Raw genomic sequence first — 23,036 nt, forward strand, 5'->3', positions numbered from 1 at the left:
AGCGAGGGGAAAGGCTTCTTTGACGCAAAGCGGGTTTACCTTCACTTCAGTGAGGAAAACCCGCCTGCATTTAGAGGTCATCAAGGAACGTTTTATCCAGCTGCTTGAACGCCCGTTTCAGAACATCAGCCAGTGACTGATACGTGGGCTTGCCTTCAACCGGGGTCATCGCCTGGCCGGCGGCTTGCAGTTTCTCACGCACATCGTGGAACCAGCCCAGCAAAGAAGGAGGCAACGGCGTGACCGAACGTCTTCCCAGCCACCACAGCCCCTGCATTGGCAGGCTACAGGCAAAGAGCGCGGTGGCCACGGCCGGGCCAAGTTGCCCGCCGAGGGCAATTTGCCAGGTCAGGCTGAAAACAGCGACGGGAGGCATAATGCGGATAGCAAACCGCGTGGCGCGCGTCACTCTGTTTTCTGGAAACATAGGTGCAAGGCGTTTATCGACAGGCCACGTCTTCATATAGTGCTGCCCATGCTGGAACAGCTTAAACCAACCGACACTGCCGGACTCATTCGCCATGTCTGACCTCAACTTCAGAGATAAATATTAAAAAAAAACTGTAACTCACCAACTTTACCTAACATGATTCAAAATATTTTGTCTTTGCGAGTGACCCTGGTTATCCTGTGCGCGATTTATTCCCATCATATCGGGTACGGGCAGTGGATAACGAGCAATCCGGGTCAACAATCGACCAACTTATAAAAATAACAGACAAGATTTAAAAAAATCTCGTAATATTTCCAAAAAATTTGCTTTCGGACAAAACTTTTCGAAAGCCTGACCTTCATCATTAATGTACCAGCTTTCATGCACTACGCTGATAGACTGTTGACTTTATTTTCGCCACTTTAAACAAATAGGACCTTCCATGTCGAGTAAGTTAGTACTGGTTCTGAACTGCGGTAGTTCTTCCCTGAAATTTGCCATCATCGATCCGGCAAACGGCGACGAATACCTGTCAGGTTTAGCTGAATGTTTCCACCTTCCGGAAGCCCGTATCAAATGGAAGCAGGATGGCGCTAAACAAGAAGCGGCTCTGGGTGCTGGTGCAGCTCACAGCGAAGCACTGAACTTCATGGTTAAAACTATTCTGGCACAAAAACCAGAACTGTCGGCACAAATCGCTGCAATCGGTCATCGCATCGTACATGGCGGCGAAAAGTTAACTCAGTCTGTGGTTATCGATGCGTCTGTTATCCAGGGCATCAAAGATGCTTCTTCTTTTGCACCGCTGCATAACCCGGCGCACCTGATCGGTATTGATGAAGCACTGAAAAACTTCCCACACCTTTCAGATAAGAATGTGGCTGTTTTCGACACCGCTTTCCATCAGACAATGCCTGAAGAGTCTTATCTCTACGCCCTGCCGTACAAACTCTATAAAGAGCACGGTGTTCGTCGTTACGGCGCACACGGCACCAGTCACTACTATGTAACTCAGGAAGCGGCGAAAGTCCTGAACAAACCTGTTTCTGAACTGAACGTGATCACCTGCCACCTAGGCAACGGAGGCTCTGTTTCGGCTATCCGTAACGGCGAATGTGTGGACACCTCAATGGGTCTGACTCCGCTGGAAGGTCTGGTGATGGGCACCCGCAGTGGTGACATCGACCCGGCGATCATCTTCTTCCTGCACGACACGCTGGGCATGAGCGTGGATGCGATCAACAAACTGCTGACCAAAGAGTCTGGCCTGCTGGGTCTGACTGAAGTCACCAGCGACTGCCGTTACGTTGAAGACAACTACGCCACTAAAGAAGATGCCAAACGCGCGATGGATGTGTTCTGCCACCGTCTGGCGAAATACATCGGTTCTTACACTGCACTGATGGACGGCCGCCTGGATGCGGTTATCTTTACCGGCGGGATCGGTGAAAATGCAGCGATGGTTCGTGAATTGTCACTGGGCAAGCTGGCGCTGCTGGGCTTCGAGGTTGACCACGAGCGCAACCTGGCCGCACGCTTCGGCAAATCAGGCTTTATCAACAAAGAAGGCACGCGTGCAGCGATTGTCATCCCAACCAACGAAGAGTTGGTGATCGCGCAGGACGCCAGCCGCCTGACGGCATAATCTCGCAACGAGCCGTCAGCCCAGGCTGACGGCGTTGTTTTAGACACCATTTTATATAGCTACATATTTCGCGTTACAGGAAGGCGGCAACTGAGTGAATCCTCAGGAGCTTACTCAAGTAATTGACTGGGGTGAGCGAAGGCAGCCAACACACCTGTAGCGTGAAAAATGACGCTATAGGAGAGAATCTATCGTGTCCCGTACTATCATGCTCATCCCTACCGGTACCAGCGTCGGTCTGACCAGCGTCAGCCTGGGCGTTATCCGTGCTATGGAACGTAAAGGCGTGCGTCTCAGCGTCTTTAAACCGATCGCCCAGCCACGTGCAGGCGGCGACAGCCCAGACCAGACCACCACCATCATCCGCAAAAACTCCAGCATTCCTGCCGCTGAACCGCTGGCAATGAGCCGCGTTGAATCTCTGCTGGGCTCTAACCAGCAAGATGTGTTGATGGAAGAGATCATTGCGCGCTATCACGAAAACACCAAAGATGCCGAAGTGGTGCTGGTAGAAGGCCTGGTGCCAACGCGTAAACATCAGTTCGCCAATGCGCTGAACTATGAAATCGCCAAAACACTGAATGCTGAAATCGTCTTCGTGATGTCACTGGGCAATGACTCAGCGGCCCAGCTGAAAGAGCGCATCGAACTGACGCAGAGCAGCTTCGGTGGCAGCAAAAACAAAAGCATTACCGGCGTTATCATCAACAAGTTGAATGCCCCGGTTGACGAACAGGGTCGTACGCGCCCGGACCTGTCTGAGATCTTTGACGACTCAAACAAAGCCAGCGTGGCCAATATCGATCCTAAGCAGCTGTTCGCTAACAGCCCGCTGCCCGTGCTGGGCTGCGTGCCGTGGAGCTTCGAGCTGATTGCCACCCGCGCTATCGATATGTGCCGTCACCTGAATGCACGTGTGATCAACGAGGGCGACATCGCCACTCGCCGCGTGAAATCCGTGACCTTCTGCGCCCGCAGCCTGCCACACATGCTGGAACACTTCCGTCCGGGTTCACTGCTGGTGACCTCTGCTGACCGTCCTGACGTGCTGGTTGCCGCCTGCCTGGCCGCGATGAACGGCGTGGAAATTGGTGCCATTCTGTTGACCGGCGGTTACGCCATCGACGCGCCGATTCAGAAACTGTGTGAGCGTGCTTTCCAGACTGGCCTGCCCGTCTTTATGGTCGACACCAATACCTGGCAGACCTCTCTCAGCCTGCAGAGCTTCAACCTGGAAGTCCCAAGCGACGATACCCAGCGTATTGAACGCGTGCAGGAATATGTGGCCAGCCACATCGATGCAGACTGGATCGAATCGCTGACCGCTGAATCTGAGCGCAGCCGTCGTCTGTCTCCACCTGCCTTCCGCTACCAGCTCACTGAACTGGCACGCAAAGCGCATAAACGTATCGTCCTGCCAGAAGGCGACGAACCACGTACTGTTAAAGCCGCAGCCATCTGTGCTGAGCGCGGCATCGCCACCTGTATCCTGCTGGGTAACCCGGAAGAGATCCAGCGCGTAGCGGCTGCTCAGGGCGTTGAACTGGGCAAAGGTATTGAGATTGTTGACCCGGTCGTTGCACGCGAAAACTACGTTGCCCGTCTGGTTGAGTTGCGTAAGAGCAAAGGCATGACCGAAGTGGTAGCGCAGGAGCAGCTGGAAGACAACGTGATGCTCGGCACCATGATGCTGGAGCGTGGTGAAGTTGACGGACTGGTTTCCGGTGCTGTTCACACCACCGCGAACACCATTCGTCCGCCATTACAGCTGATCAAAACCGCACCGAACAGTTCACTGGTTTCCTCCGTGTTCTTCATGCTGCTGCCTGAGCAGGTTCTGGTTTACGGTGACTGCGCGATCAACCCGGATCCCAACCCTGAGCAGCTGGCAGAGATCGCTATCCAGTCCGCCGACTCTGCACTGGCGTTTGGCATCGAACCACGCGTGGCGATGATCTCCTACTCCACCGGAACCTCGGGTGCCGGTAGCGACGTTGAGAAAGTACGCGAAGCCACGCGCATCGCGCAGGAAAAACGTCCTGACCTGGTGATCGATGGTCCATTGCAGTATGACGCAGCGATCATGGCTGATGTTGCCAAATCAAAAGCGCCAAACTCACCGGTTGCAGGCCGTGCTACCGTGTTCATCTTCCCAGACCTGAACACCGGTAACACCACGTACAAAGCCGTACAGCGCTCTGCTGACCTGATCTCCATCGGGCCAATGCTGCAAGGGATGCGTAAGCCGGTCAACGACCTGTCACGCGGCGCGCTGGTAGACGATATCGTTTACACCATCGCCCTGACGGCGATTCAGTCTAAACAGGCTGAAGGCTAACACCACAGGCAGTGACCGGGCCGACGATCGTTCTGTCGGCCTATCAAAAGGCGAACCCGATTCAGGGTTCGCTTTTTTTATAGTTTCCTTCCTGCAATCAGTAAAAAAAATTTGTGATAAATAAAGAAATCCGGAGAACTGCCGATTTATAGAAGGCCAGGGAACATGGGTGGTAGTCCCACCGCATTGGCTCCCTTGCCTCCCGGCAGTGGCAACGTTCAGCCATATTTTCAAAGGATAAGAAATGAACAAAAAAATTGCGTTATTGCTTCTCTCAGCGTTTCTCGCAGGCTGCAATGATAAAGATCAGCTGGAGTGTTCATCCCCGGTAAGCACCCAGACGTTGATTGACGTACTGAAAAAGTCAGCGATGGAGCAGATCAATCCGGAAAGCATGTCGTTTGAAGATGTCACCAACGGTATTAAACGGTCAGCATTAGAAAAAGTGCAGTTCAGCGTCGCCGATATCACGACGAACAGCAAAGATCCCAACAGTTCATTACGGACCTGTTCTGCCACGGTCAGTATTAAAATCGATCCCCAGCAATATCAGGATCTCAGTGAGTTTTATCGAGTTAACTATAGAAAAAACATTGATAAATTCCTTGAAAGCCTCAGCCTGACGCTCAATACCAATGTATTTTCTTCGCGCATTAATTATACCGCGCAACCAACCGATGATAATAAGACGGTATTTATTGAAACAGCAGGAAACAATGGTATTTCCTCCGGTGCTGCGTTTATTTCCACAATCACTATTGTTAAGCCCTTACTTGAGCAGCAAAAAATAGAACAGGCTAAACAGCAGCAGGCGCAGGTTGCACAGCAGGCCCTGGCTCAGCAACAGGCTGAAGCGGCAGCACAGCAGCAGATAGCCCTACAGAGTGCGAAAGCAGACGATGCTAACGCTACTACTGCTGCGGTTCCTGCCCAGCCGGCGCAAGTGAATACAGCCCCTTCTGCGCCACAGCGAGCCGTTCCAGTCTCATTAAATGAAGTGAGAAATCGCTTTATGGATGCAGATAAACAGCTGGGTACTGCCTGGCACGGATTAGGAAGTGAAAAACAGAAAGCGTTATTAAGTCAGCAACGACAGTGGATCAAAAATAAAGAAGCGATTTGCGGGAAAATTTCGATGAAAGGCAGCGAAGCTGAGATGACAAATATGTTTGAATGCCAACTCGACTTCACCAACAAACGAATAGTGGAACTGGAACAGGCGCGATAAAAACATTCTGCCCTGCGATCATAATCCTGAACGCAGGGCATTTTTCCCCGACTAAGACACCCTAATTACTGGATCACCACATCAAGCGCACGCAGATGCTCAGGCTGCCACGAGAGTTTTACCTCAGTGCCCGGCTGCCAGCGGCTGTCCATTTTGGCCGGCGACAGCTTGACCATAAAATTCCCCTGCCCCGCGACCTCAGTCAGCATGCGCACATGATCGCCCAGATAGATAAACTGCTGGATACGCGCGCTCACCTGCTGATCGCCCTGTTCCGGGGCATTGACGTTAATACGCTCCGGACGAATACTGAGCTGGATTTTTTTCCCCGGTGAGCTTGGCCGCACTTTCAGCGCATCCAGCTCATAACCATCGTCCAGCTTGACGCGATAGTAGTCGCCCTGTGCTGCGACCTGCGTGGCGAGCAGGCTGTTATTTTCACCAATAAACTGCGCCACAAAGGCATTGGCGGGCTGCTCGTAAAGCTGGCCAGGGCTGTCCATCTGCTGGATCATACCGTCGTTAAATACGGCAACCCGGTTAGACATGGTCATGGCTTCGCTCTGATCGTGCGTCACATAAACAATCGTCAGACCCAGCATCTCATGGAGCTGCTTAATTTCCAGCTGCATGTGCTCACGTAGCTGTTTGTCCAGCGCCCCCAGCGGCTCATCCATCAGGATCAGCTTTGGCTCAAACACCAGCGCACGCGCCAGGGCCACCCTTTGCTGTTGTCCCCCCGACATCTGCGCCGGATAGCGATCGGCCAGTGGGGTGAGTTTAATCATATCCAGAATGCGTGCCACACGCTCTTTAATATCAACCTTGCTCATGCGGCGGATCGACAGCGGAAACGCCAGGTTTTCCGCCACCGTCATATGCGGGAATAACGCATAATTCTGAAACACCATGCCAATATCACGCTGGTGCGGCGGCAAGGTATGCAAGGGTTTATCACGCAGGAAAATCTCGCCATCGGTCGGAGTTTCGAACCCGGCCAGCATCATCAGGCTGGTCGTTTTTCCAGAACCAGACGGCCCTAACAGCGTTAAAAACTCCCCTTCCTGCACGTCAAGATTCAGATTACGAACCACCAGCTTTTCGCCGTCGTAGCTCTTTTTGATGTTCTTAAAACTTACCAGGGATCTCATAGTATTCTCTCGTCAAACGGGCAAAAAACGTCCCAGGCACGCTTTGTGCATAACTCACAAGAGGTGCATCTGTTGGGTGGCTCTTTTTTAGCTCTACCACAACAAATTTCACTTCGACAAGTAGAATCTGACAAAAAATCAAAAAAAAGCCTGAAGGCATTGCTTTCAGGCTGTTGTTTTCTATTGTTTTTTTAAAAACCACCAAAACACATCAACAAAAAACCAGCAGAATCAGGCAATCATCGCCCTATGCACCATGAAAGGGCAATTCGCCCGGCGTGATGCGCCGTGACAGACAGGCGAGGATCGGGGCAAATTTCTCCGCCATCTGTTGCTCGTCGACGCAGGCATATCCCAGCAGCAGCCCGCGTCGCGCGGTACCCAGCAGGTAGTAAGCCGACAGCGGACGCGTCAGTACACCGTTTTGCTCCAGCTCAGCGCTGAGTGCCACATCGTCGATGTTATCGGGCAGCGACAGAATCAGATGCAGCCCGGCATTGCTCTGCTGAGCGATAAATTTATCTCCCAGACTTTCGCGGATCACCCGCACCAGCTCAGCGCGACGTCGGCTGTACAGCTGGCGCATCTTGCGCACATGGGCTGCGTAATGCCCCTCGCGGATAAACTCCGCCAGCGTCAACTGCACTAGCCCGTTGCCGCCACGGTACAGCTCGGAATGGGCCATTTTCATCCGCGCCGCCAGCGGCTTGGGCACCACCATGTAGCTCAGGCGCAGGCCGGGATACAGGGTTTTGCTGAAGGTGCCGAGATAAATGACCGGCGCATCCGGCGCCAGCCCTTGCAGGGCGGGGATCGGGGAGTCGGTAAAGCGAAACTCACCGTCGTAGTCATCCTCCACCACCCAACTTCCGGCGTTTTTTGCCAGCGCCAGCAGCTGGTGCCGTCGTTGCAGGCTCATTACCGATCCCAGCGGATACTGGTGTGAGGGCGTCACACAAATCAGGCGCGGCGCACGCGCTTCACCGCTCAAATCAGGCAGCGTCATCCCCTCGTCATCCACCGCCGTTGGCAACAACTCAATGCCGTTCACGGCCAGGACGTTACGGATGCCCCAGTAACCCGGCTCCTCCACCCACGCCCGGTCCCCCGGATCGCACAGCATTTTTGCCAGCAAATCCAGCGACTGATGCGTCCCGGCCGTCACCAGAATCTGGTCTGGCGTGCAGTTCAGCGAACGGATCACCCGCAGATAGTCAGCCAGCGCCTGTTGCAGTTGCAGGCAACCGCCGTGGCCGGAATAACTCAGCGCCTCCACCGGCATGCGGCGGCTCAGACGCAGGTGGATCTTGCGCCAGATATCGTGCGGCATATGGCTGACGTCGGGCACACCGGGCATAAACGCCCCCCACTGATACGCTCCGGCCCCGCTGCGCGTCAGCAGACGCGATCCCCGACTGGAGAGGCGTACGAAATTAAACGGGCGCCCGGCACTGACCGGCACGCCTTCGGTTTCCGGCACGCTTTCCGGCAACGCATCGCTGACGAAGGTACCGCTGCCGGTACGGGTTTGCAGATACCCCTCTGATTGCAACTGCTCATACGCCGCCAGCACGGTATTCCGCGACACGGACAGATCTTTTGCCAGATCGCGCGTGGCCGGCAAACGACTGCCCGTGGCAATGGATCCATCCTGAATCGCGCACTGCAACACATCGTATAAACGCTTGCCCAGCGCGCCCTCAGGCGCCAGTGCCAGGCGATGCGCGAGCAGGTCACCGAGTAACGTTCGCAAAATTGGTTCCTTGAAATAAAAAAAACTGGCTCTGGTTTATAAAACCCCGAAAAGGCTACAAAGCAAGGAGAGCAGAGAGTATTCAAAATTCATAACGAGGTTACACCATGAGCAACAGTGAAATACAGCAGCGCCGTCTGAACGCCACCCCACGTGGAGTGGGGGTGATGTGTGATTTCTTCGCCACCAAAGCAGAGAACGCCACGCTGTGGGATCACCAGGGCCGTGAGTATATCGACTTCACCGCCGGGATTGCCGTGCTGAACACCGGCCACCGGCACCCAAAAGTGATGGCCGCCGTCAGCGCCCAGCTGGACTGTTTCACTCACACCGCGTACCAGGTTATACCCTACGAAAACTACATTGCTCTGGCCGAGCAGCTTAATGAACTTGTGCCTGTGACCGGGCCATGCAAAACCACCTTTTTCTCCAGCGGTGCTGAAGCGGTCGAAAATGCGGTGAAGATTGCCCGCGCCGCCACCGGACGCCCGGGGGTCATTGCTTTCAGCGGTGCTTTCCACGGGCGCACGCTGATGACCATGGGACTGACGGGTAAAGTCACCCCGTACAAAACCGGCTTTGGTCCCTTCCCTGGCTCCGTGTTCCATGCCCGCTACCCGAATGCCCTGCACGGCTTCAGCGTAGAGGACGCGATGGAAAGCCTGGAAACGCTGTTCAAATGCGATATCAGTCCGCAGCAGGTTGCCGCCATTATCTATGAACCGATTCAGGGTGAAGGCGGCTTTAACATCGCCCCGGCTGAATTTGTTACTGCACTGCGTGCGCTGTGCGACCAGCACGGCATTGTGATGATTGCCGACGAAATCCAGACGGGCTTTGCCCGTACAGGCAAACTGTTCGCCAGCGAATATTATCCTGACGCGCAGCCTGACCTGATGACCATGGCGAAAAGCCTAGGGGGAGGACTGCCCATTTCAGCGGTATCTGGACGCGCTGAACTGATGGACGCGCCTGAACCCGGCGGCCTTGGGGGCACCTATGCGGGTAACCCGCTGGCCGTTGCCGGTGCGCTGGCTGTGCTGGAAGTGATTAAAGAAGAAGATCTGTGCGCCCGCGCCCTGCGCCTTGGCGCGGAACTGGTGGAAACGCTGAATGCCAGTGGAAACCCGGCGCTGGTTGAAGTGCGCGCGCGCGGCTCAATGGTGGCCGCTGAATTTAATGACCCGGCCACCGGAAAACCTTCCGCGGCGATGGCCCGTGATATCCAGCAACGCGCGCTGGCGCAAGGATTAATCCTGCTGACCTGTGGCGTACACGGCAATGTCATTCGCTTCCTTTATCCCCTCACTATTCCTGACGCTCAATTCAAAACGGCACTTAGCCTGCTGACATCACTTTTACGCGGCTGACTGCATCATTCCGCCGGCCACCGGGATGTGGCACATAAAATGCTTATAACAACCTAATAGAAAATGAGGAATTTGGCATGGTAAAGACCTTAGCAGCACTGATTCTCGCCACACTGACACTTCAGGCTCAGGCGGAAAGCCTGACAGTGATCTCTTTCGGCGGCACCAATAAAGCAGCACAGGAAAAAGCGTTTTATACCCCCTTCACTGCCGCGGGCCTGGGATCGATTGAGGCGGGTGAATTTAACGGCGAAATGGCACGCATCCGTTCAATGGTTGAAACCGGCCAGATAGGCTGGGACGTGGTGGAACTGGAAACGCCGGAACTGCAACGTGGCTGTGAGGAAGGTCTGTTGGAAACGCTGGACTGGAACAAGCTGGGTAATAAAGCCGACTTTATCCCTGCCGCCGTGAGCGAGTGCGGGGCCGGGATCTTCGTCTGGTCTACGGTGCTGACCTATGACGCCAGCAAACTGAAAAAAGGGCCAGCAAGCTGGGCAGATTTCTGGAATGTGAAAGACTTCCCGGGTAAACGCGCCATGCGTAAGAGTGCCAAATACACGCTGGAAATTGCATTGATGGCAGACGGTGTGAAGCGTGAAGACATCTATAACGTGCTGGCGACACCAGCCGGGGTGGAACGCGCCTTCAAAAAACTGGATCAGTTGAAGCCCAATATTCAGTGGTGGGAATCAGGCGCACAGCCGCTGCAATGGCTGGTGTCCGGCGACGTGGTGATGAGCTCCGCCTACAACGGCCGCATTGGTGCCGCACAGGATGAAGGTCATGACTTCAAAATCGTCTGGGACAACGCGCTGTACGACCTCGACAACTGGGCGATTGTGAAAGGATCTAAACACAAAGCACTGGCGGAGAAGTTTATCGCTTTTGCCAACAAAGCCGAAAACCAGAAAGTGTTTGCTGAAAATATTCCTTACGGGCCGACCAATATCAACACCAGCAAGCTGCTTGATCCGGCACGCGTAAGCAAACTGCCCACCGCGCCAGATAACCTCGCCACCTCATTACAGGTAAGCAGTGATTTCTGGCTGGAGCACGGTGAAGATCTGGAACAGCGTTTTAACGCCTGGGCCGCGAAGTAACGGCTCTGCGGGCGGACCGAAACAGTAGGTCCGCTCCTGCGCGCTTGTCGGGGGGCGCCCCCTTTATCCGGTCGCCCTGTGAGTAAACGGCCCCGCCATGATGTCAGGAGACAGTAATGAGCAATCCCGTAATGGAATCCCCCATGCCATCAACACCGGACAGTACGTCATTAAGTCAGCGCCTGCGCAAGGTCGATGGTGTGAAAACCCGTCGTTCCCTGCTGCTGATTGCGCCGCTGCTGATCTTCGTCGTGGTCTGTTTCCTGTTTCCTATCGTCTCTATTCTGAGTAAAAGCGTTCAGAACCCTGAGATCCACGAAAACCTGCCGGAAACCTCAGCCGCGCTGGCCTCCTGGTCTGGCAGTGCGTTACCGGATGAGGCAGTGTACGCCACGCTGGGAAAAGAGTTGATCGCCGCCAGGGAGCGCGGACAGATTGCCACCGTTGCCAAGCGTCTGAGTTATGAAAACACCTCGTTTCGCCGCCTGATCACCACCACGCCACGGCTTGTCCCCGCCTCGGGTGAAGGCGTAAAAGCGGCGCTGATTTCCGGACAACCGGCCTGGGGAGAATTGAGTACCTGGCAAACGCTGAAACGCGTATCCGGCCCGGTCACCAGCTACTATCTGCTGTCCGTGTTCGACCGTAAGGTCGATGCAGCCAGCGGTGATATTCAGGCACTGCCTGCTGACCAGGCACTGTATGTCAATGTGCTGCTGCGCACCCTGTGGATGGCCACGGTGGTGACACTGCTGTGCGTCGGTATTGGTTATCCGCTGGCATACTGGCTGGCGAAACAACCTGCCAACCGCGCTAATCTGCTGATGATCCTGGTACTGCTGCCGTTCTGGACGTCACTCATTGTCCGCACCGCCAGCTGGATTGTGCTGTTGCAGTCCGGCGGGCTGATTAACCGCGCCCTGATGGGTATGGGCGTTATCGACTCCCCACTGACGCTGGTGTTTAACCGTATCGGGGTGTTTATTTCGATGACCCATATCCTGCTGCCGTTTATTGTTCTGCCGCTGTATGCGGTGATGAAAGGCATCTCACCGAGCTATGTACGCGCGGCTGTCTCACTGGGCGCCCATCCTTTCCTCGCCTTCTGGCGCGTTTATGTCCCACAAACCTATGCCGGGGTTGCCGCAGGAGCATTGCTGGTATTTATGATGGCGATTGGTTACTACGTTACCCCTGCCCTGCTGGGCGGGCCGAACGACCAGATGGTGAGTTACTTTGTCGCCTTCTTTACCAACACCACCATGAACTGGGGAATGGCCGCTGCGCTCGGCAGCCAGTTGCTGGTGATCGTCCTGCTGCTGTATATCGTCTATATCCGTGTCACACGTACCTCTGCCGAAGCGGCAGCTCACTAAGGAGATGATGATGAGACAACAGGGAACCCTGATCCTGCGCCTGTGGAAAGGCCTGTTTAACTTCTATGCGGCGGCGGTGCTGCTCTTTCTTATCGTCCCGGTACTGGTCATTGTGCCGCTGTCATTTAACAGCAGCTCGTTTCTCAGCTATCCGCTCAGCGGTTTTTCGCTGCGCTGGTATGACACATTCTTTCATTCGCAAGAGTGGCTGGGTGCGCTGGGTAACAGCCTGCTGATTGCCCCGCTGGCCACGCTGCTGGCCACCGTACTGGGCGTGCTGGCCTCAATGGGCCTGGTGCGCGGTGAGTTTCGCGGGAAAGGCATCGTGATGGCGATTATCATTTCGCCGATGGTGGCGCCGGTGGTGATTATTGCCGTTGGCATGTTCTTTTTCTTTGCCAAACTGTCGCTGCTTAACAGCTATCTCGGTCTGGTGCTGGCCCATGCGCTGCTTGGCGTGCCGTTTGTCGTGATCACCGTGGTCGCCGTGCTGAAAAGTTACGATACGACGCTGTCCCGCGCTGCCGCCAGTCTGGGTGCCTCCCCCCTGCTGACGTTCCGCAAGGTGACGCTGCCCCTGATCGCTCCAGGCGTCTTCTCCGGCGCACTGTTTGCCTTTGCCGCATCGTTTGATGAAGTGGTGGTCACGCTGTTTTTGGCCAGCCCAACCCAGCGCACACTGCCGATCCAGATGTTTGCCGGGATCCGTGAAAACCTGGATCCGACGATCGCCGCAGCGGCCAGCCTGATGATTGGTGCATCGCTGATTCTGCTGATCGTGATGGAAATATTGCGTCGACGTGGCGAGAAGATGCGCCAGTCCAGCCCGGCACATTAATCACTGTTATCACAGGAATATGTGTGGCGCAGGGCTACTGCGCCACAGGGAGGGTTAGTCGTAGCGGCCTGATTCGTTATTACGCGTCAACCACAACGACAAGGCTTTCAGCGAGTCAGCGGTAAACTCATCGCAGCGGGCAGTGATCTCTTCCGGCGTCATCCAGAAAATCTCATCCACTTCTTCTTCCTGCATGGCAAACGGGCCGTGAGACACACAGCTGAACAATCCGCCCCATACGCGACAGTGTTCATCTTCATAGTAGAACTGGCCATGTTCGGCAAACGGCACCGCGGCAATGCCCAGCTCTTCTTCGGCTTCACGTCGCGCCGAGCCCAGCATCTCTTCACCGGTCTGCACTACGCCCCCGGCGGTCGCATCCAGCATCCCCGGCATAAAGTCTTTCGTCTCGGTACGACGCTGCACCAGAATTTTGCCCATGCCATCGTGAACCACGATGTAGGTTGCGCGATGGCGCAAACACTGCGCACGCATCTGTACACGGCTGGATTGTGCAATGACCTCGTTATCTTCGTTAACGATATCCACCCACTCCGTGCCCTGATCTTGCTCCACCATCCGTAACCCTTTTTGTTCTGGCGCCTGGCGCACAGTTGAATCAAACGTTTTCGCACACGGTTGCGCGATCCGCCCTAAATTAATGTTTAACGCCGCACGACGCAATCATCAATTTGTGCTGATGCGCTATGCCGCTTTTGACGATTCGGATAACCACAGCTGTACAGACGCACGCTGCCACTGAAAATGCGCATAATCAGCGAGCCGCGGCGGTAACGCATCGCCGTGCAGCGCCAGGCGATTCAGCATGACCGCAAGGTCAGTATCCGCTATCGACCACTCGCCAAACAGGTTCTGCTGACCTTGCGGGAGCAGACGTTCCACGGCGCTAATCAGTTTTGCGGCCGCCTGCTGACCGGCCTCATCCAGCGGGGCAAACCGCGCTCCGGCAAACAACACTTCCGTCGGGCGCTGCTGACGGATGGGCATAAAGTCACTGCGCAACCAGGCCTGAATCTCACGAGCTTTAGCACGTTTTTCGATATCACGTGGATAAAGGCGCTCATAGTCCGGGGCCGGGAAACGGTCTTCCAGATACTCCGCAATCGCCGAGGATTCAGACAAATGGAAGTTGTCGACCTGCAACGTTGGCACCCGGCGCGTTAACGACACATCGCCATAAGCCTGCTGCTGATGCTCACCGCTGCCGAGATCGACGCGCTTCAGGGAAAAAGGAATGCCTTTTTCGCTCAGGGCAACATAGACCGACATCACATAAGGGCTGAAAAAGCTGGAATCTGACCACAACAGGATCGTGGGATAACGCATCAGGACGTCCTCTGACGTTCACGGATAGGAACATCCTGTTTACCGACTTTTCACGCCGATGGCAATCTCCGCAATGAGGGAGTTTACCATTTCAGAACAACCACCACAGCATCTGCACGTGCGCCCTGTCACACGCAATCCTGGTATCTTCACCTATGCTGAAAGCAGCATACTGTGTACTGGCGCATTCTGAAGGATAATCCGCATGCATATTCTGATTACCGGCGGGACGGGGCTGATTGGCCGCCCGTTAACGGCCCGATTACTTCAGGCAGGCCACCAAATCAGCGTGGTCACGCGTGATGTCGCCGCGGCACGCCGTACCCTGAGTGAAAAAATTAACCTGTGGTCGGGCCTGGACCAACAGCGTGATCTGAACGGCATTGATGCGGTCATCAACCTGGCGGGAGAGCCGATCGCGGCAAAACGCTGGAGCGAGCCGCAAAAGCAGCTGTTATGCGATAGTCGCTGGCAAATAACGATGCGCCTGGTTGAATTGATCAAGGCCAGCAGCGCCCCCCCTGCGGTGCTGATTTCCGGTTCCGCCACCGGTTTTTACGGCGACACTGGCGAACTGGTGGTGACCGAGGATGACCCCGGTCATGCGGAGTTTACGCATGACCTCTGTGCACGCTGGGAGCAGCTGGCGTTGAACGCACAAAGCGACCGCACCCGCGTGTGCCTGCTGCGTACGGGCGTCGTGCTGGCGGAGAAAGGCGGAGCGCTGGAAAAGATGAAGCTGCCGTTTAAGTTGGGGATTGGCGGGCCGCTGGGTAACGGTAAGCAGTACCTCCCGTGGATACATCTGGAAGACGCGGTAAACGGCATTCTCTGGCTGCTGGATCATCCCGAGCTGGACGGGCCGTTTAATCTGGTAGCGCCCTACGCGGTGCGCAACGAGCAGTTCGCTGCGGCACTGGGTGAAGTGATGCACCGTCCGGCATTTATGCGTACGCCCGCCACGGCCATTCGCCTGATGATGGGCGAGTCAGCGGTGCTGGTGTTGGGGGGACAGCATGTGCTGCCGCAACGGCTGGAAGCATCGGGTTTTCGTTTTCGCTGGTACGAGCTGGATAAAGCGCTGGCAGATGTGGTGTGAATGACGGGCGGATTTCTCTTGAATATAATATCCCCTTTCCGGGTCACTGATCGCCATATTTGATATCACCTTCCACATAACACGACGAGTAGCGGGTATCTGTAGCAAAATGATTTTCCACTGGACAGGCATGATTAAAGAAGTTGATTGCCTGTTCTTTGGTCGGTCTGAATTTTCTACAGGTATTCATCTCATCGATATTGGTGACGCCTTTAATGTCTGACCATTACCGATTGTGTTGATGGATTTATAGGTAAACACTTGATTTCTCAAAAGTAATCGATTACTTTTAATCGTCGTATTTTTTACACGCGTATTCCTGTGCATACCCGACACGCTGTTTTCCATGCACTGTCAGAGATCATTACCTTTTTATATTAACAATGCGGAATTAATTTTGAGCGATCACAATGCAGTCAACACCAGGAGTCCAGGCTTCGCCCTGCTGTCACTTGCCCTCGGGGGATTTGGTTTAGGAACCGGTGAATTTGTTATCATGGGACTTCTCCCTGATGTCGCCCATTCGCTGAATATCACTGAGCCTCAGGCCGGGAATGCCATTGCCAGCTATGCGTTGGGCGTGGTGGTAGGCGCACCGATTATTGCCGTGCTCACTGCGCGTATGAACAGAAAAATCCTGTTGATTGCTCTGATGTTTATTTTCTTTATCGGTAATCTTGCTACCGCACTGGCCGGTAACTACCCGACACTCGTCGCTGCCCGGTTTATCGCCGGGCTTCCTCATGGTGCTTACTTTGGTATTGCCTCACTCGTTGCGGCCTCACTGGTGCCTGCGGATAAACGCGGTAAAGCCATCAGTCTGGTGATGCTGGGCCTGACGGTCGCCACGCTGGCGGGTGTACCTCTTGCCGCATGGTTAGGGCAGTTTTTCTCCTGGCATATCGCTTTTGCTTTTGTCGGTGCAATAGGCTTGAGCACCTGCCTGATGATTACAATGTTAGTTCCTGCAACAGCAAACCGTTCCGATGCTCATCCGATGAAAGAACTCACGGCGCTGAAAAATTCGCAGGTGCTGATGACCCTGCTGACGGGCGCAGTGGGTTTTGGCGGCATGTTTGCCATATTCACCTATATTATCCCCACGCTAAAAAACCTCGCTGCATTGCAGGACAACCTCGTCCCCTGGGTCATGGCTGCCTTTGGATTGGGAATGATCGTCGGTAACCTTGTTGGCGGGCGTCTCGCCGATCACAACCCGCTTAAGGTCATTGGCGGCGCTCTGGTCTGGAATACCCTGATCATGGTCCTGTTCCCTTTCCTTGCAGGGCACGTGTTCACCGGCCTGTTGGCGACCTTCCTGGTCGGGACTTCATCGGTATTGCTTCCCTCGATTCAGATCCGCCTGATGGATGTGGCAAAAGAAGCACAAACGCTTGCGGCCGCAATGAATCACTCTGCGTTGAATATTGCCAACGCGATGGGGGCTTATCTGGGAGGGGTGGCGATTACGATGGGGTTTGGATGGATCTCAACGGCGTATGTCGGCATCGCTCTGGGTATCTCAGGCATACTGGTTTACCTGCTTACCGCGTCACATGCTTCACGATTAATTTTGTCAGCCGATAATCAGAGCTGACTTCAGCATGGGTCGATCGAAAAAGATGATCGACCCCTACGCGGCTCATCTCGTAATGGCTGACCTTCTTTTTCGCTCAGCCAGCAACGCCGATCTCCCCTCAACACGGGTCGATCGGAAAAGATGATTACCCCCTACTTCAATGCCCCGGACAAAAACTGTTGCAGGCGGGTACTCTTCGGATGATTAAAGACCTCTTCCGGTGGCCCTTCCTCTTCTATCTTGCCCTGATGCAGGAAGATCACATGGTTCGACACGTGGCGGGCAAATTCCATCTCATGGGTCACCACCACCATGGTTTTACCCTCCTCCGCCAGCTTCTGCATAATGCGCAGCACCTCCCCCACCAGCTCCGGGTCCAGCGCTGATGTCGGTTCATCAAACAGCAACACTTCAGGCTCCATCGCCAGCGCACGGGCGATAGACACGCGTTGCTGCTGACCACCTGACAAGTGTACCGGATACTTTGCCCGTGCACGCTCGTCAATCCCGACCTTGTCAAGGTAACGAATGGCACGTTCACGCGCTTCCGTTTTACTCAGGCCCAGCACCTGCACCGGCGCTTCCATTACATTCTCCAGCACCGTCATATGGCTCCACAGGTTAAAGTGCTGGAACACCATCGTCAGGCGGGTGCGCAGCATACGCAGCTGCTCTTTGTTGGAGACTTTCAGCTGGCCGTCGACATCACGTACCAGAGTGATATTTTGGTTATTCACCGAAATCGTGCCTTCACTCGGTTTTTCGAGGAAGTTAATGCAGCGCAGGAAGGTACTTTTCCCTGAGCCGGAGGAACCAATGATACTGATCACATCCCCGGCATTCGCCTGGAGTGAAACACCCTTTAGCACTTCATGTTCACCGTAACGTTTATGCAGCTCGGTGACGCTTAATTTATTATCAGCCATAGTGTTGTTACTCAATGTGACGATGAAGGTTTAACGTGCGCCAGCCAGCGTTTTTCCGCTTTACGGAACAGACTAATCAACACATAGGAAATAATCAGATACAGCACGGCCGCAATACCAAAGGCAATAAACGGTTGATAGGTGGCCGAGTTTATATCGCGTGCCACTTTCAGCAGATCGGGCACCGTGGCGGTAAACGCCAGCGCAGTGGAGTGCAGCATTAAAATCACTTCATTACTGTATGCAGGCAGCGCAGAGCGCAATGCGGAAGGCATGATAATGCAGCGATACAGTTTAAAGGTGGAGAAACCGTAAGCGCGCGCCGCCTCGATCTCACCATGCGGCACCGAGCGAATCGCTCCGGCAAATATTTCCGTGGTGTACGCACAGGTGTTCAGCGTCAGTGCCAGTAGCGTACAGTTCAGTCCACTGCGGAAAAATGCATTCAGCAGGTCCGTGCCTTTGACAATTTCCAGCGTGTACATACCGGAGTAAAACACCAGCAGTTGCACATACAGCGGCGTACCACGAAACACGTAGGTAAACAGCCATACCGGAAAACGGATCGCCCTGATGGGAGACACGCGGGCAATCGACATCAGCACCGCCATACACCCGCCCAGCACGACAGACACCACCAGCAGCCACAGCGTGATTGCCACGCCAGAGAAGCGGTAACCATCCGTCCATAACAGGGCTTTCCAGTACTCCTGAATAATCTCAATCATAGGTCAGCCCTTTTTACACCCACCGTATAACGGCGTTCCAGCCACCACAGCACACCATTGGAGAGCGTGGTAAAAATCAGATAGATGACACCCGCGACAATCGCGAAATAGAAGGGTTCCCAGGTCGATTTCCCTGCCAGCTGCGTTGCTTTCACCACATCTTCCAGCCCCAGCAGTGAGACCAGCGCCGTGGCTTTCAGGATCACCTGCCAGTTGTTACCGATACCCGGTAGCGCAAAGCGCATCATCCCTGGGAACAGCACACGGCGGAAGGTTTGAGAACGGGTGAAACCAAAGGCGGTCGCGGCCTCAATCTGCCCTTTTGGCACGGCCATATAGGCGCCACGAAATGTTTCGGTGAAGTAGGCTCCGTAGATAAAGCCCAGGGTGATAATCCCGGCCACCATCGGATCAATATCAAACTGTGACAGACCGAAGAAGTCGGTTACCTGGTTCAGCGCAATTTGCAGACCATAGAAGATCAGCAGCATCAGGACCAGATCCGGAACCCCACGGATGAGTGTTGTGTAGCCTTCAAAAATAACCACCAGCAGGCGGCTGTTGGAGAGCTTGGCCCCGGCGCCAATCAACCCCAGCACCACGGCAAACACCACTGAGCTGAGGGCCAGCTCGAGTGTTACCATTGCGCCTTTAAAAATCACTTCAGAGTAGCCGTACAGCATAGGCAATATCCTGTTCTTATGATTCTAACTTCACGTTTACGCCATCGGCATTAAACGCGGCCCCACTGCATGACACAGTGAGGCCTGCAGACAGGGTTTACTTAACCGCCGTACACATCAAAATCGAAGTATTTTTTCGCTAACTTGTCGTAAGTACCATCTTTGCGGATTTCATCAAACGCTTTATCGATAGCGGCTTTCAGCTCAGGGTTCTCTTTGCTGAGGCCGATCCCTGTACCAACACCAAAGATTTTTTCATCTTTAACAGCCGGGCCTGCAAACGCATACTCTTTGCCCGCAGGCTGCTTGAGGAAGCCCTCGCTGGCAGCCACTTCATCCTGGAACGCGGCATCAATACGGCCCGCAGTCAGATCCTGATACACCAGATCCTGGTTAGCGTATGGCGTCACAGTCACGCCTTTTGGACGCCAGTTTTCGTTCGCGTAGGTTTCCTGAGTGGTCCCCTGCAACAGACCGATGGTTTTGCCTTTCAGCGCTTCCAGCGTTGGCTGAATTTTCGAACCTTTCGGCGCGATCAGGCGCGAGTTGGCCGCATACAGTTTTTCAGAGAAGGCGATCTCCTGCTGGCGTTTTTCAGTGATCGACAGGGAAGAGATGATGGCATCGATCTTCTTCGCTTTCAGAGAAGGGATCAGCGCATCGAAGTCGCTTTCAACAAACGTACATTTGGTTTCCATACGCTTACAAATTTCGGTCGCCAGATCGATATCAAAACCGACCAACTGCCCCTGAGCATTTTTCATTTCGAACGGTGCATACGTTGGGTCGGTACCAATACGCAGCGTTTTTGGACCCGCAGCAAATGCGCTGCCTGCAGCTGTAATTGACATTAACAGGGAGAGAGCCAGGACCTGCTTTTTCATACATTACCCCAATTTAAATATTATTTTTAATGGTTCGTGATGTGTTTGCACAGTGACTTACACAATACAATTAGCAGGTTCCGTGCCACATTTTGTGGCAAACCGCTGTTTATATTGCACGATGCTTCAGGCACTGTGATTACTCAGTTTGCAGGAAAATTTATAGCAGGTTTGTTGGCAGACCGAAGCAACAATGTTTCATTTTGGTGCGCAACTTGCACGAAAAGCGATTCAGCACCAATAGGCGCACCAAAATGGTGCGATATATTCCCCGTTATGCACCTTGCCAGCGCGTAAACAGGTCTTCATCCAGTTCGATATCAAACTGGTCAAGTACCCGATTAACGGTCTGATCGACAATATCCATCACACTCTGTGGGCGATGATAAAAAGCGGGCACCGGCGGCATAATAATGGCCCCCAGTTCTGCGGCAGCGGTCATCGTACGCAGATGGCCAAGATGCAACGGGGTTTCACGCACACACAGCACCAGTCGGCGCCGCTCTTTCAGCACCACATCAGCGGCGCGGGTCAGCAGGCCATCGCTGTAGCTGTGAACAATACCTGACAGGGTTTTCATTGAGCAGGGAAGGATCGCCATACCCTCGGTTTTATAAGAACCCGAGGAGATACTGGCAGCAATATCGCGTACATCGTGGACCACATCCGCCAGCGCCTGGACTTCACGCAGCGTATAGTCACTTTCCAGCGCCAGCGTCTGCCGCGCAGCCTGGCTCATTATCAGATGGCTCTCTACCCCGCTCACCTGCTGCAAAATTTGCAGCATGCGAATGCCATAAATCACACCGCTGGCGCCAGAGATGCCAATAATGAGTCGTTTCATACCAAATCCTTCAAAAAAAATGGGCCGGAATTGCTTCCGGCCCATCTTAGCCTATTTACCCTGAATCATTCGAGTTAGATGAAGGCGGCAAGGCTGATCATCCCCGGGAGCATAGACAACTATGTGACCGGGGTGAGCAAACGCAGCCAACGCACATATCACTCAAAGTACGACGGGTATCAGCCTTCGTTGTGCATCTCGAGATTTTCCACTTCGTTCTGACGCTGCATCGCTTTCGCATCGTCATTACGCAGAGATTGCAGATACTCCAGGTACTGCTGGTCCACGTCTTTGGTCACGTAGATACCATCAAATACCGAGCACTCAAACTGGGCAATATCCGGGTTCTCTTCACGCACCGCTTCAATCAGGTCGCTCAGGTCCTGGAAAATCAGGGCATCTGCACCGATCAGCTGGCGGATCTCTTCCACTTCACGGCCGTGAGCAATCAGCTCAGTGGCGCTTGGCATATCAATGCCATAGACGTTCGGGAAGCGAATTTCCGGTGCCGCAGACGCGAGATACACTTTCTTCGCTCCCGCTTCACGTGCCATTTCGATGATCTGCTCAGAGGTGGTACCGCGCACGATGGAGTCATCCACCAGCAGCACGTTTTTACCCCGGAACTCAGCACGGTTAGCATTCAGCTTACGGCGAACCGCGCTGCGACGCAGGTGCTGACCTGGCATGATAAAGGTACGGCCGACATAACGGTTTTTCACAAAGCCCTGACGGTAGGGCTTGTCGAGAATACGCGCCATCTCCAGTGCGATATCGCAGGAGGTTTCAGGGATTGGAATCACCACATCGATATCCAGATCTTCCCACTCGCGGGCAATCTTGGCACCGAGTTTGGTGCCCATACGCACGCGGGCGCTGTACACCGAAATCTTATCGAGGAACGAATCCGGGCGTGCAAAGTAAACGTACTCGAACAGGCACGGATTCCACTTTGGATTTTCAGCACATTGACGGGTGGACAGCTGGCCTTTCACGGTCACATACACCGCTTCGCCCGGTGCCACATCGCGCAGGAACTCAAAGCCAAGGGTATCCAGCGCCACGCTCTCTGAAGCCACCATATACTCGATACGGCCATCAGCCATAGCGCGTTTGCCGATCACCAGTGGACGAATACCGTTAGGATCGCGGAATGCCACCAGACCGTGGCCGATGATCATCGCCACGCAGGCATACGCACCGCGAACGCGCTGATGCACCGCGGCAACGGCGGAGAAGATGTTCTCTGCTTCCAGCGGGTCATGCTGGAAACGATCCACTTCCTGCGCAAAGATATTCAGCAGGATTTCAGAATCAGAGGTGGTATTCACGTGACGACGACCCGTTTCGAACAGCTCTTTACGCAGTTCGTGAGCGTTGGTCAGGTTGCCGTTATGGGCAAGAGTAATACCGTAAGGGGAGTTTACGTAGAATGGCTGGGCTTCAGAAGCACTTGAGCTTCCTGCCGTGGGGTAACGAACGTGGCCGATACCCATATTGCCTTGCATACGTTGCATGTGGCGGGCTTCAAATACATCGCTAACCAGACCGTTTGCTTTGCGCAGACGGAAGCAATTCAATGCATCAATGGTAACGATGCCTGCGGCATCCTGCCCACGGTGCTGAAGCACCGTTAACGCGTCATAAATCGACTGGTTGACCGGTGCAAAACCGGCGATCCCGACAATACCGCACATATTGACATTTCCTC

The 23,036-nt window shown here is 54.3% G+C and carries 21 protein-coding genes; 9 read left to right on the forward strand and 12 right to left on the reverse strand.

Going from position 1 to position 23,036, the window contains the following annotated elements; genetic code table 11:
• Nucleotides 1–70: 70 nt before the first annotated feature.
• Nucleotides 71–523, reverse strand: coding sequence for a terminus macrodomain insulation protein YfbV (gene yfbV / locus FY046_RS03690; RefSeq protein WP_133841387.1), 453 nt, complete (start codon nucleotides 521–523; stop codon nucleotides 71–73).
• Nucleotides 524–875: 352 nt separating this feature from the next.
• On the opposite strand from yfbV, the gene ackA reads away from it, so the two are divergent.
• From ackA to FY046_RS03705, 3 genes are all read left to right on the forward strand, one after another.
• Nucleotides 876–2,078, forward strand: coding sequence for an acetate kinase (ackA, locus tag FY046_RS03695; RefSeq protein WP_133841386.1), 1,203 nt, complete (start codon nucleotides 876–878; stop codon nucleotides 2,076–2,078).
• A 193-nt stretch (nucleotides 2,079–2,271) separates the two neighbouring features.
• Nucleotides 2,272–4,416: a phosphate acetyltransferase gene (pta, locus tag FY046_RS03700; protein ID WP_133841385.1), complete on the forward strand. Its 2,145-nt coding sequence runs from the start codon at nucleotides 2,272–2,274 to the stop codon at nucleotides 4,414–4,416.
• 244 nt (nucleotides 4,417–4,660) lie between these two features.
• On the forward strand, nucleotides 4,661–5,644 hold the full coding sequence (locus tag FY046_RS03705; protein WP_446185763.1) for a lysozyme inhibitor LprI family protein: 984 nt from the start codon (nucleotides 4,661–4,663) through the stop codon (nucleotides 5,642–5,644).
• 65 nt (nucleotides 5,645–5,709) lie between these two features.
• On the opposite strand, the gene FY046_RS03710 is transcribed toward FY046_RS03705, so the two are convergent.
• Genes FY046_RS03710 through pdxR form a run of 3 tightly spaced genes read right to left on the reverse strand, consistent with a single transcriptional unit; the run spans nucleotide 5,710 to nucleotide 8,548 of the window.
• Complete coding sequence (locus tag FY046_RS03710) at nucleotides 5,710–6,795, reverse strand: ABC transporter ATP-binding protein (protein WP_159336280.1); 1,086 nt, start codon at nucleotides 6,793–6,795, stop codon at nucleotides 5,710–5,712.
• Nucleotides 6,773–6,997 (reverse strand): hypothetical protein, encoded by a 225-nt coding sequence (locus FY046_RS03715; RefSeq protein ID WP_167863555.1) that lies wholly within the window; start codon nucleotides 6,995–6,997, stop codon nucleotides 6,773–6,775. Before FY046_RS03715 ends, FY046_RS03710 begins: the two co-directional genes overlap by 23 nt.
• Nucleotides 6,998–7,042: 45 nt before the next feature.
• Complete coding sequence (pdxR, locus tag FY046_RS03720) at nucleotides 7,043–8,548, reverse strand: MocR-like pyridoxine biosynthesis transcription factor PdxR (protein ID WP_133841383.1); 1,506 nt, start codon at nucleotides 8,546–8,548, stop codon at nucleotides 7,043–7,045.
• A gap of 107 nt (nucleotides 8,549–8,655) precedes the next feature.
• On the opposite strand from pdxR, the gene FY046_RS03725 reads away from it, so the two are divergent.
• The 4 genes from FY046_RS03725 (at nucleotide 8,656) to FY046_RS03740 (ending at nucleotide 13,235) form a co-directional block, all read left to right on the forward strand.
• Nucleotides 8,656–9,918, forward strand: coding sequence for a 4-aminobutyrate--2-oxoglutarate transaminase (locus FY046_RS03725; RefSeq protein WP_133841382.1), 1,263 nt, complete (start codon nucleotides 8,656–8,658; stop codon nucleotides 9,916–9,918).
• Nucleotides 9,919–9,995: 77 nt separating this feature from the next.
• Nucleotides 9,996–11,021 carry an ABC transporter substrate-binding protein gene (locus FY046_RS03730; RefSeq protein ID WP_159336279.1) on the forward strand — a complete coding sequence of 342 codons (1,026 nt, stop codon included), beginning with the start codon at nucleotides 9,996–9,998 and terminating at the stop codon, nucleotides 11,019–11,021.
• A 116-nt stretch (nucleotides 11,022–11,137) separates the two neighbouring features.
• Nucleotides 11,138–12,397, forward strand: coding sequence for an ABC transporter permease (locus FY046_RS03735; RefSeq protein ID WP_133841380.1), 1,260 nt, complete (start codon nucleotides 11,138–11,140; stop codon nucleotides 12,395–12,397).
• Between the two features lie 10 nt (nucleotides 12,398–12,407).
• The gene (locus FY046_RS03740) at nucleotides 12,408–13,235 is read left to right on the forward strand and encodes an ABC transporter permease (protein ID WP_133841379.1); all 828 of its coding nucleotides are present in this window, start codon (nucleotides 12,408–12,410) and stop codon (nucleotides 13,233–13,235) included.
• A 54-nt stretch (nucleotides 13,236–13,289) separates the two neighbouring features.
• Here the strand turns inward: FY046_RS03740 and yfcD are convergent, their stop codons facing one another.
• Both yfcD and yfcF read right to left on the reverse strand, forming a co-directional pair.
• Nucleotides 13,290–13,814 carry an NUDIX hydrolase YfcD gene (gene yfcD, locus FY046_RS03745; RefSeq protein ID WP_133841378.1) on the reverse strand — a complete coding sequence of 175 codons (525 nt, stop codon included), beginning with the start codon at nucleotides 13,812–13,814 and terminating at the stop codon, nucleotides 13,290–13,292.
• A 126-nt stretch (nucleotides 13,815–13,940) separates the two neighbouring features.
• Nucleotides 13,941–14,582, reverse strand: coding sequence for a glutathione transferase (yfcF, locus tag FY046_RS03750; RefSeq protein WP_167863591.1), 642 nt, complete (start codon nucleotides 14,580–14,582; stop codon nucleotides 13,941–13,943).
• A 205-nt stretch (nucleotides 14,583–14,787) separates the two neighbouring features.
• On the opposite strand from yfcF, the gene FY046_RS03755 reads away from it, so the two are divergent.
• Both FY046_RS03755 and FY046_RS03760 read left to right on the forward strand, forming a co-directional pair.
• Complete coding sequence (locus FY046_RS03755; RefSeq protein WP_159336278.1) at nucleotides 14,788–15,681, forward strand: TIGR01777 family oxidoreductase; 894 nt, start codon at nucleotides 14,788–14,790, stop codon at nucleotides 15,679–15,681.
• 346 nt (nucleotides 15,682–16,027) lie between these two features.
• Entirely contained in the window at nucleotides 16,028–17,278 is a 1,251-nt protein-coding gene (locus FY046_RS03760; protein ID WP_167863590.1) for an MFS transporter, read from the forward strand.
• A 134-nt stretch (nucleotides 17,279–17,412) separates the two neighbouring features.
• On the opposite strand, the gene hisP is transcribed toward FY046_RS03760, so the two are convergent.
• The 6 genes from hisP to purF form a co-directional block, all read right to left on the reverse strand.
• Nucleotides 17,413–18,186, reverse strand: coding sequence for a histidine ABC transporter ATP-binding protein HisP (gene hisP, locus FY046_RS03765; RefSeq protein WP_133841374.1), 774 nt, complete (start codon nucleotides 18,184–18,186; stop codon nucleotides 17,413–17,415).
• Between the two features lie 11 nt (nucleotides 18,187–18,197).
• Complete coding sequence (locus FY046_RS03770; protein ID WP_159336276.1) at nucleotides 18,198–18,914, reverse strand: ABC transporter permease; 717 nt, start codon at nucleotides 18,912–18,914, stop codon at nucleotides 18,198–18,200.
• Nucleotides 18,911–19,597: a histidine ABC transporter permease HisQ gene (locus tag FY046_RS03775; protein WP_133841372.1), complete on the reverse strand. Its 687-nt coding sequence runs from the start codon at nucleotides 19,595–19,597 to the stop codon at nucleotides 18,911–18,913. The genes FY046_RS03770 and FY046_RS03775 overlap by 4 nt, the downstream gene beginning before the upstream one ends.
• A gap of 101 nt (nucleotides 19,598–19,698) precedes the next feature.
• Entirely contained in the window at nucleotides 19,699–20,481 is a 783-nt protein-coding gene (argT, locus tag FY046_RS03780) for a lysine/arginine/ornithine ABC transporter substrate-binding protein ArgT (RefSeq protein WP_133841371.1), read from the reverse strand.
• A 274-nt stretch (nucleotides 20,482–20,755) separates the two neighbouring features.
• A complete protein-coding gene (locus FY046_RS03785; protein WP_133841370.1) occupies nucleotides 20,756–21,325 on the reverse strand; it encodes a UbiX family flavin prenyltransferase in 570 nt (189 codons plus the stop codon).
• A 179-nt stretch (nucleotides 21,326–21,504) separates the two neighbouring features.
• Nucleotides 21,505–23,022 carry an amidophosphoribosyltransferase gene (gene purF, locus FY046_RS03790; RefSeq protein ID WP_133841369.1) on the reverse strand — a complete coding sequence of 506 codons (1,518 nt, stop codon included), beginning with the start codon at nucleotides 23,020–23,022 and terminating at the stop codon, nucleotides 21,505–21,507.
• Nucleotides 23,023–23,036 lie beyond the last annotated feature (14 nt).

It is taken from the genome of Erwinia sp. 1181_3, from assembly GCF_052824965.1.

Excerpts from the sequence above, each read along its gene's own strand:
- FY046_RS03735 (WP_133841380.1), top strand. The coding sequence starts at position 11,138 with ATGAGCAATCCCGTAATGGAATCCCCCATGCCATCAACACCGGACAGT.
- purF (WP_133841369.1), bottom strand. The coding sequence starts at position 23,022 with ATGTGCGGTATTGTCGGGATCGCCGGTTTTGCACCGGTCAACCAGTCG.
- hisP (WP_133841374.1), bottom strand. The coding sequence starts at position 18,186 with ATGGCTGATAATAAATTAAGCGTCACCGAGCTGCATAAACGTTACGGT.
- FY046_RS03775 (WP_133841372.1), bottom strand. The coding sequence starts at position 19,597 with ATGCTGTACGGCTACTCTGAAGTGATTTTTAAAGGCGCAATGGTAACA.
- yfcF (WP_167863591.1), bottom strand. The coding sequence starts at position 14,582 with ATGCGTTATCCCACGATCCTGTTGTGGTCAGATTCCAGCTTTTTCAGC.
- FY046_RS03725 (WP_133841382.1), top strand. The coding sequence starts at position 8,656 with ATGAGCAACAGTGAAATACAGCAGCGCCGTCTGAACGCCACCCCACGT.
- FY046_RS03705 (WP_446185763.1), top strand. The coding sequence starts at position 4,661 with ATGAACAAAAAAATTGCGTTATTGCTTCTCTCAGCGTTTCTCGCAGGC.
- FY046_RS03785 (WP_133841370.1), bottom strand. The coding sequence starts at position 21,325 with ATGAAACGACTCATTATTGGCATCTCTGGCGCCAGCGGTGTGATTTAT.
- FY046_RS03730 (WP_159336279.1), top strand. The coding sequence starts at position 9,996 with ATGGTAAAGACCTTAGCAGCACTGATTCTCGCCACACTGACACTTCAG.
- yfcD (WP_133841378.1), bottom strand. The coding sequence starts at position 13,814 with ATGGTGGAGCAAGATCAGGGCACGGAGTGGGTGGATATCGTTAACGAA.
- argT (WP_133841371.1), bottom strand. The coding sequence starts at position 20,481 with ATGAAAAAGCAGGTCCTGGCTCTCTCCCTGTTAATGTCAATTACAGCT.
- FY046_RS03710 (WP_159336280.1), bottom strand. The coding sequence starts at position 6,795 with ATGAGATCCCTGGTAAGTTTTAAGAACATCAAAAAGAGCTACGACGGC.
- FY046_RS03770 (WP_159336276.1), bottom strand. The coding sequence starts at position 18,914 with ATGATTGAGATTATTCAGGAGTACTGGAAAGCCCTGTTATGGACGGAT.
- FY046_RS03755 (WP_159336278.1), top strand. The coding sequence starts at position 14,788 with ATGCATATTCTGATTACCGGCGGGACGGGGCTGATTGGCCGCCCGTTA.
- yfbV (WP_133841387.1), bottom strand. The coding sequence starts at position 523 with ATGGCGAATGAGTCCGGCAGTGTCGGTTGGTTTAAGCTGTTCCAGCAT.
- ackA (WP_133841386.1), top strand. The coding sequence starts at position 876 with ATGTCGAGTAAGTTAGTACTGGTTCTGAACTGCGGTAGTTCTTCCCTG.
- FY046_RS03740 (WP_133841379.1), top strand. The coding sequence starts at position 12,408 with ATGAGACAACAGGGAACCCTGATCCTGCGCCTGTGGAAAGGCCTGTTT.
- FY046_RS03760 (WP_167863590.1), top strand. The coding sequence starts at position 16,028 with ATGCACTGTCAGAGATCATTACCTTTTTATATTAACAATGCGGAATTA.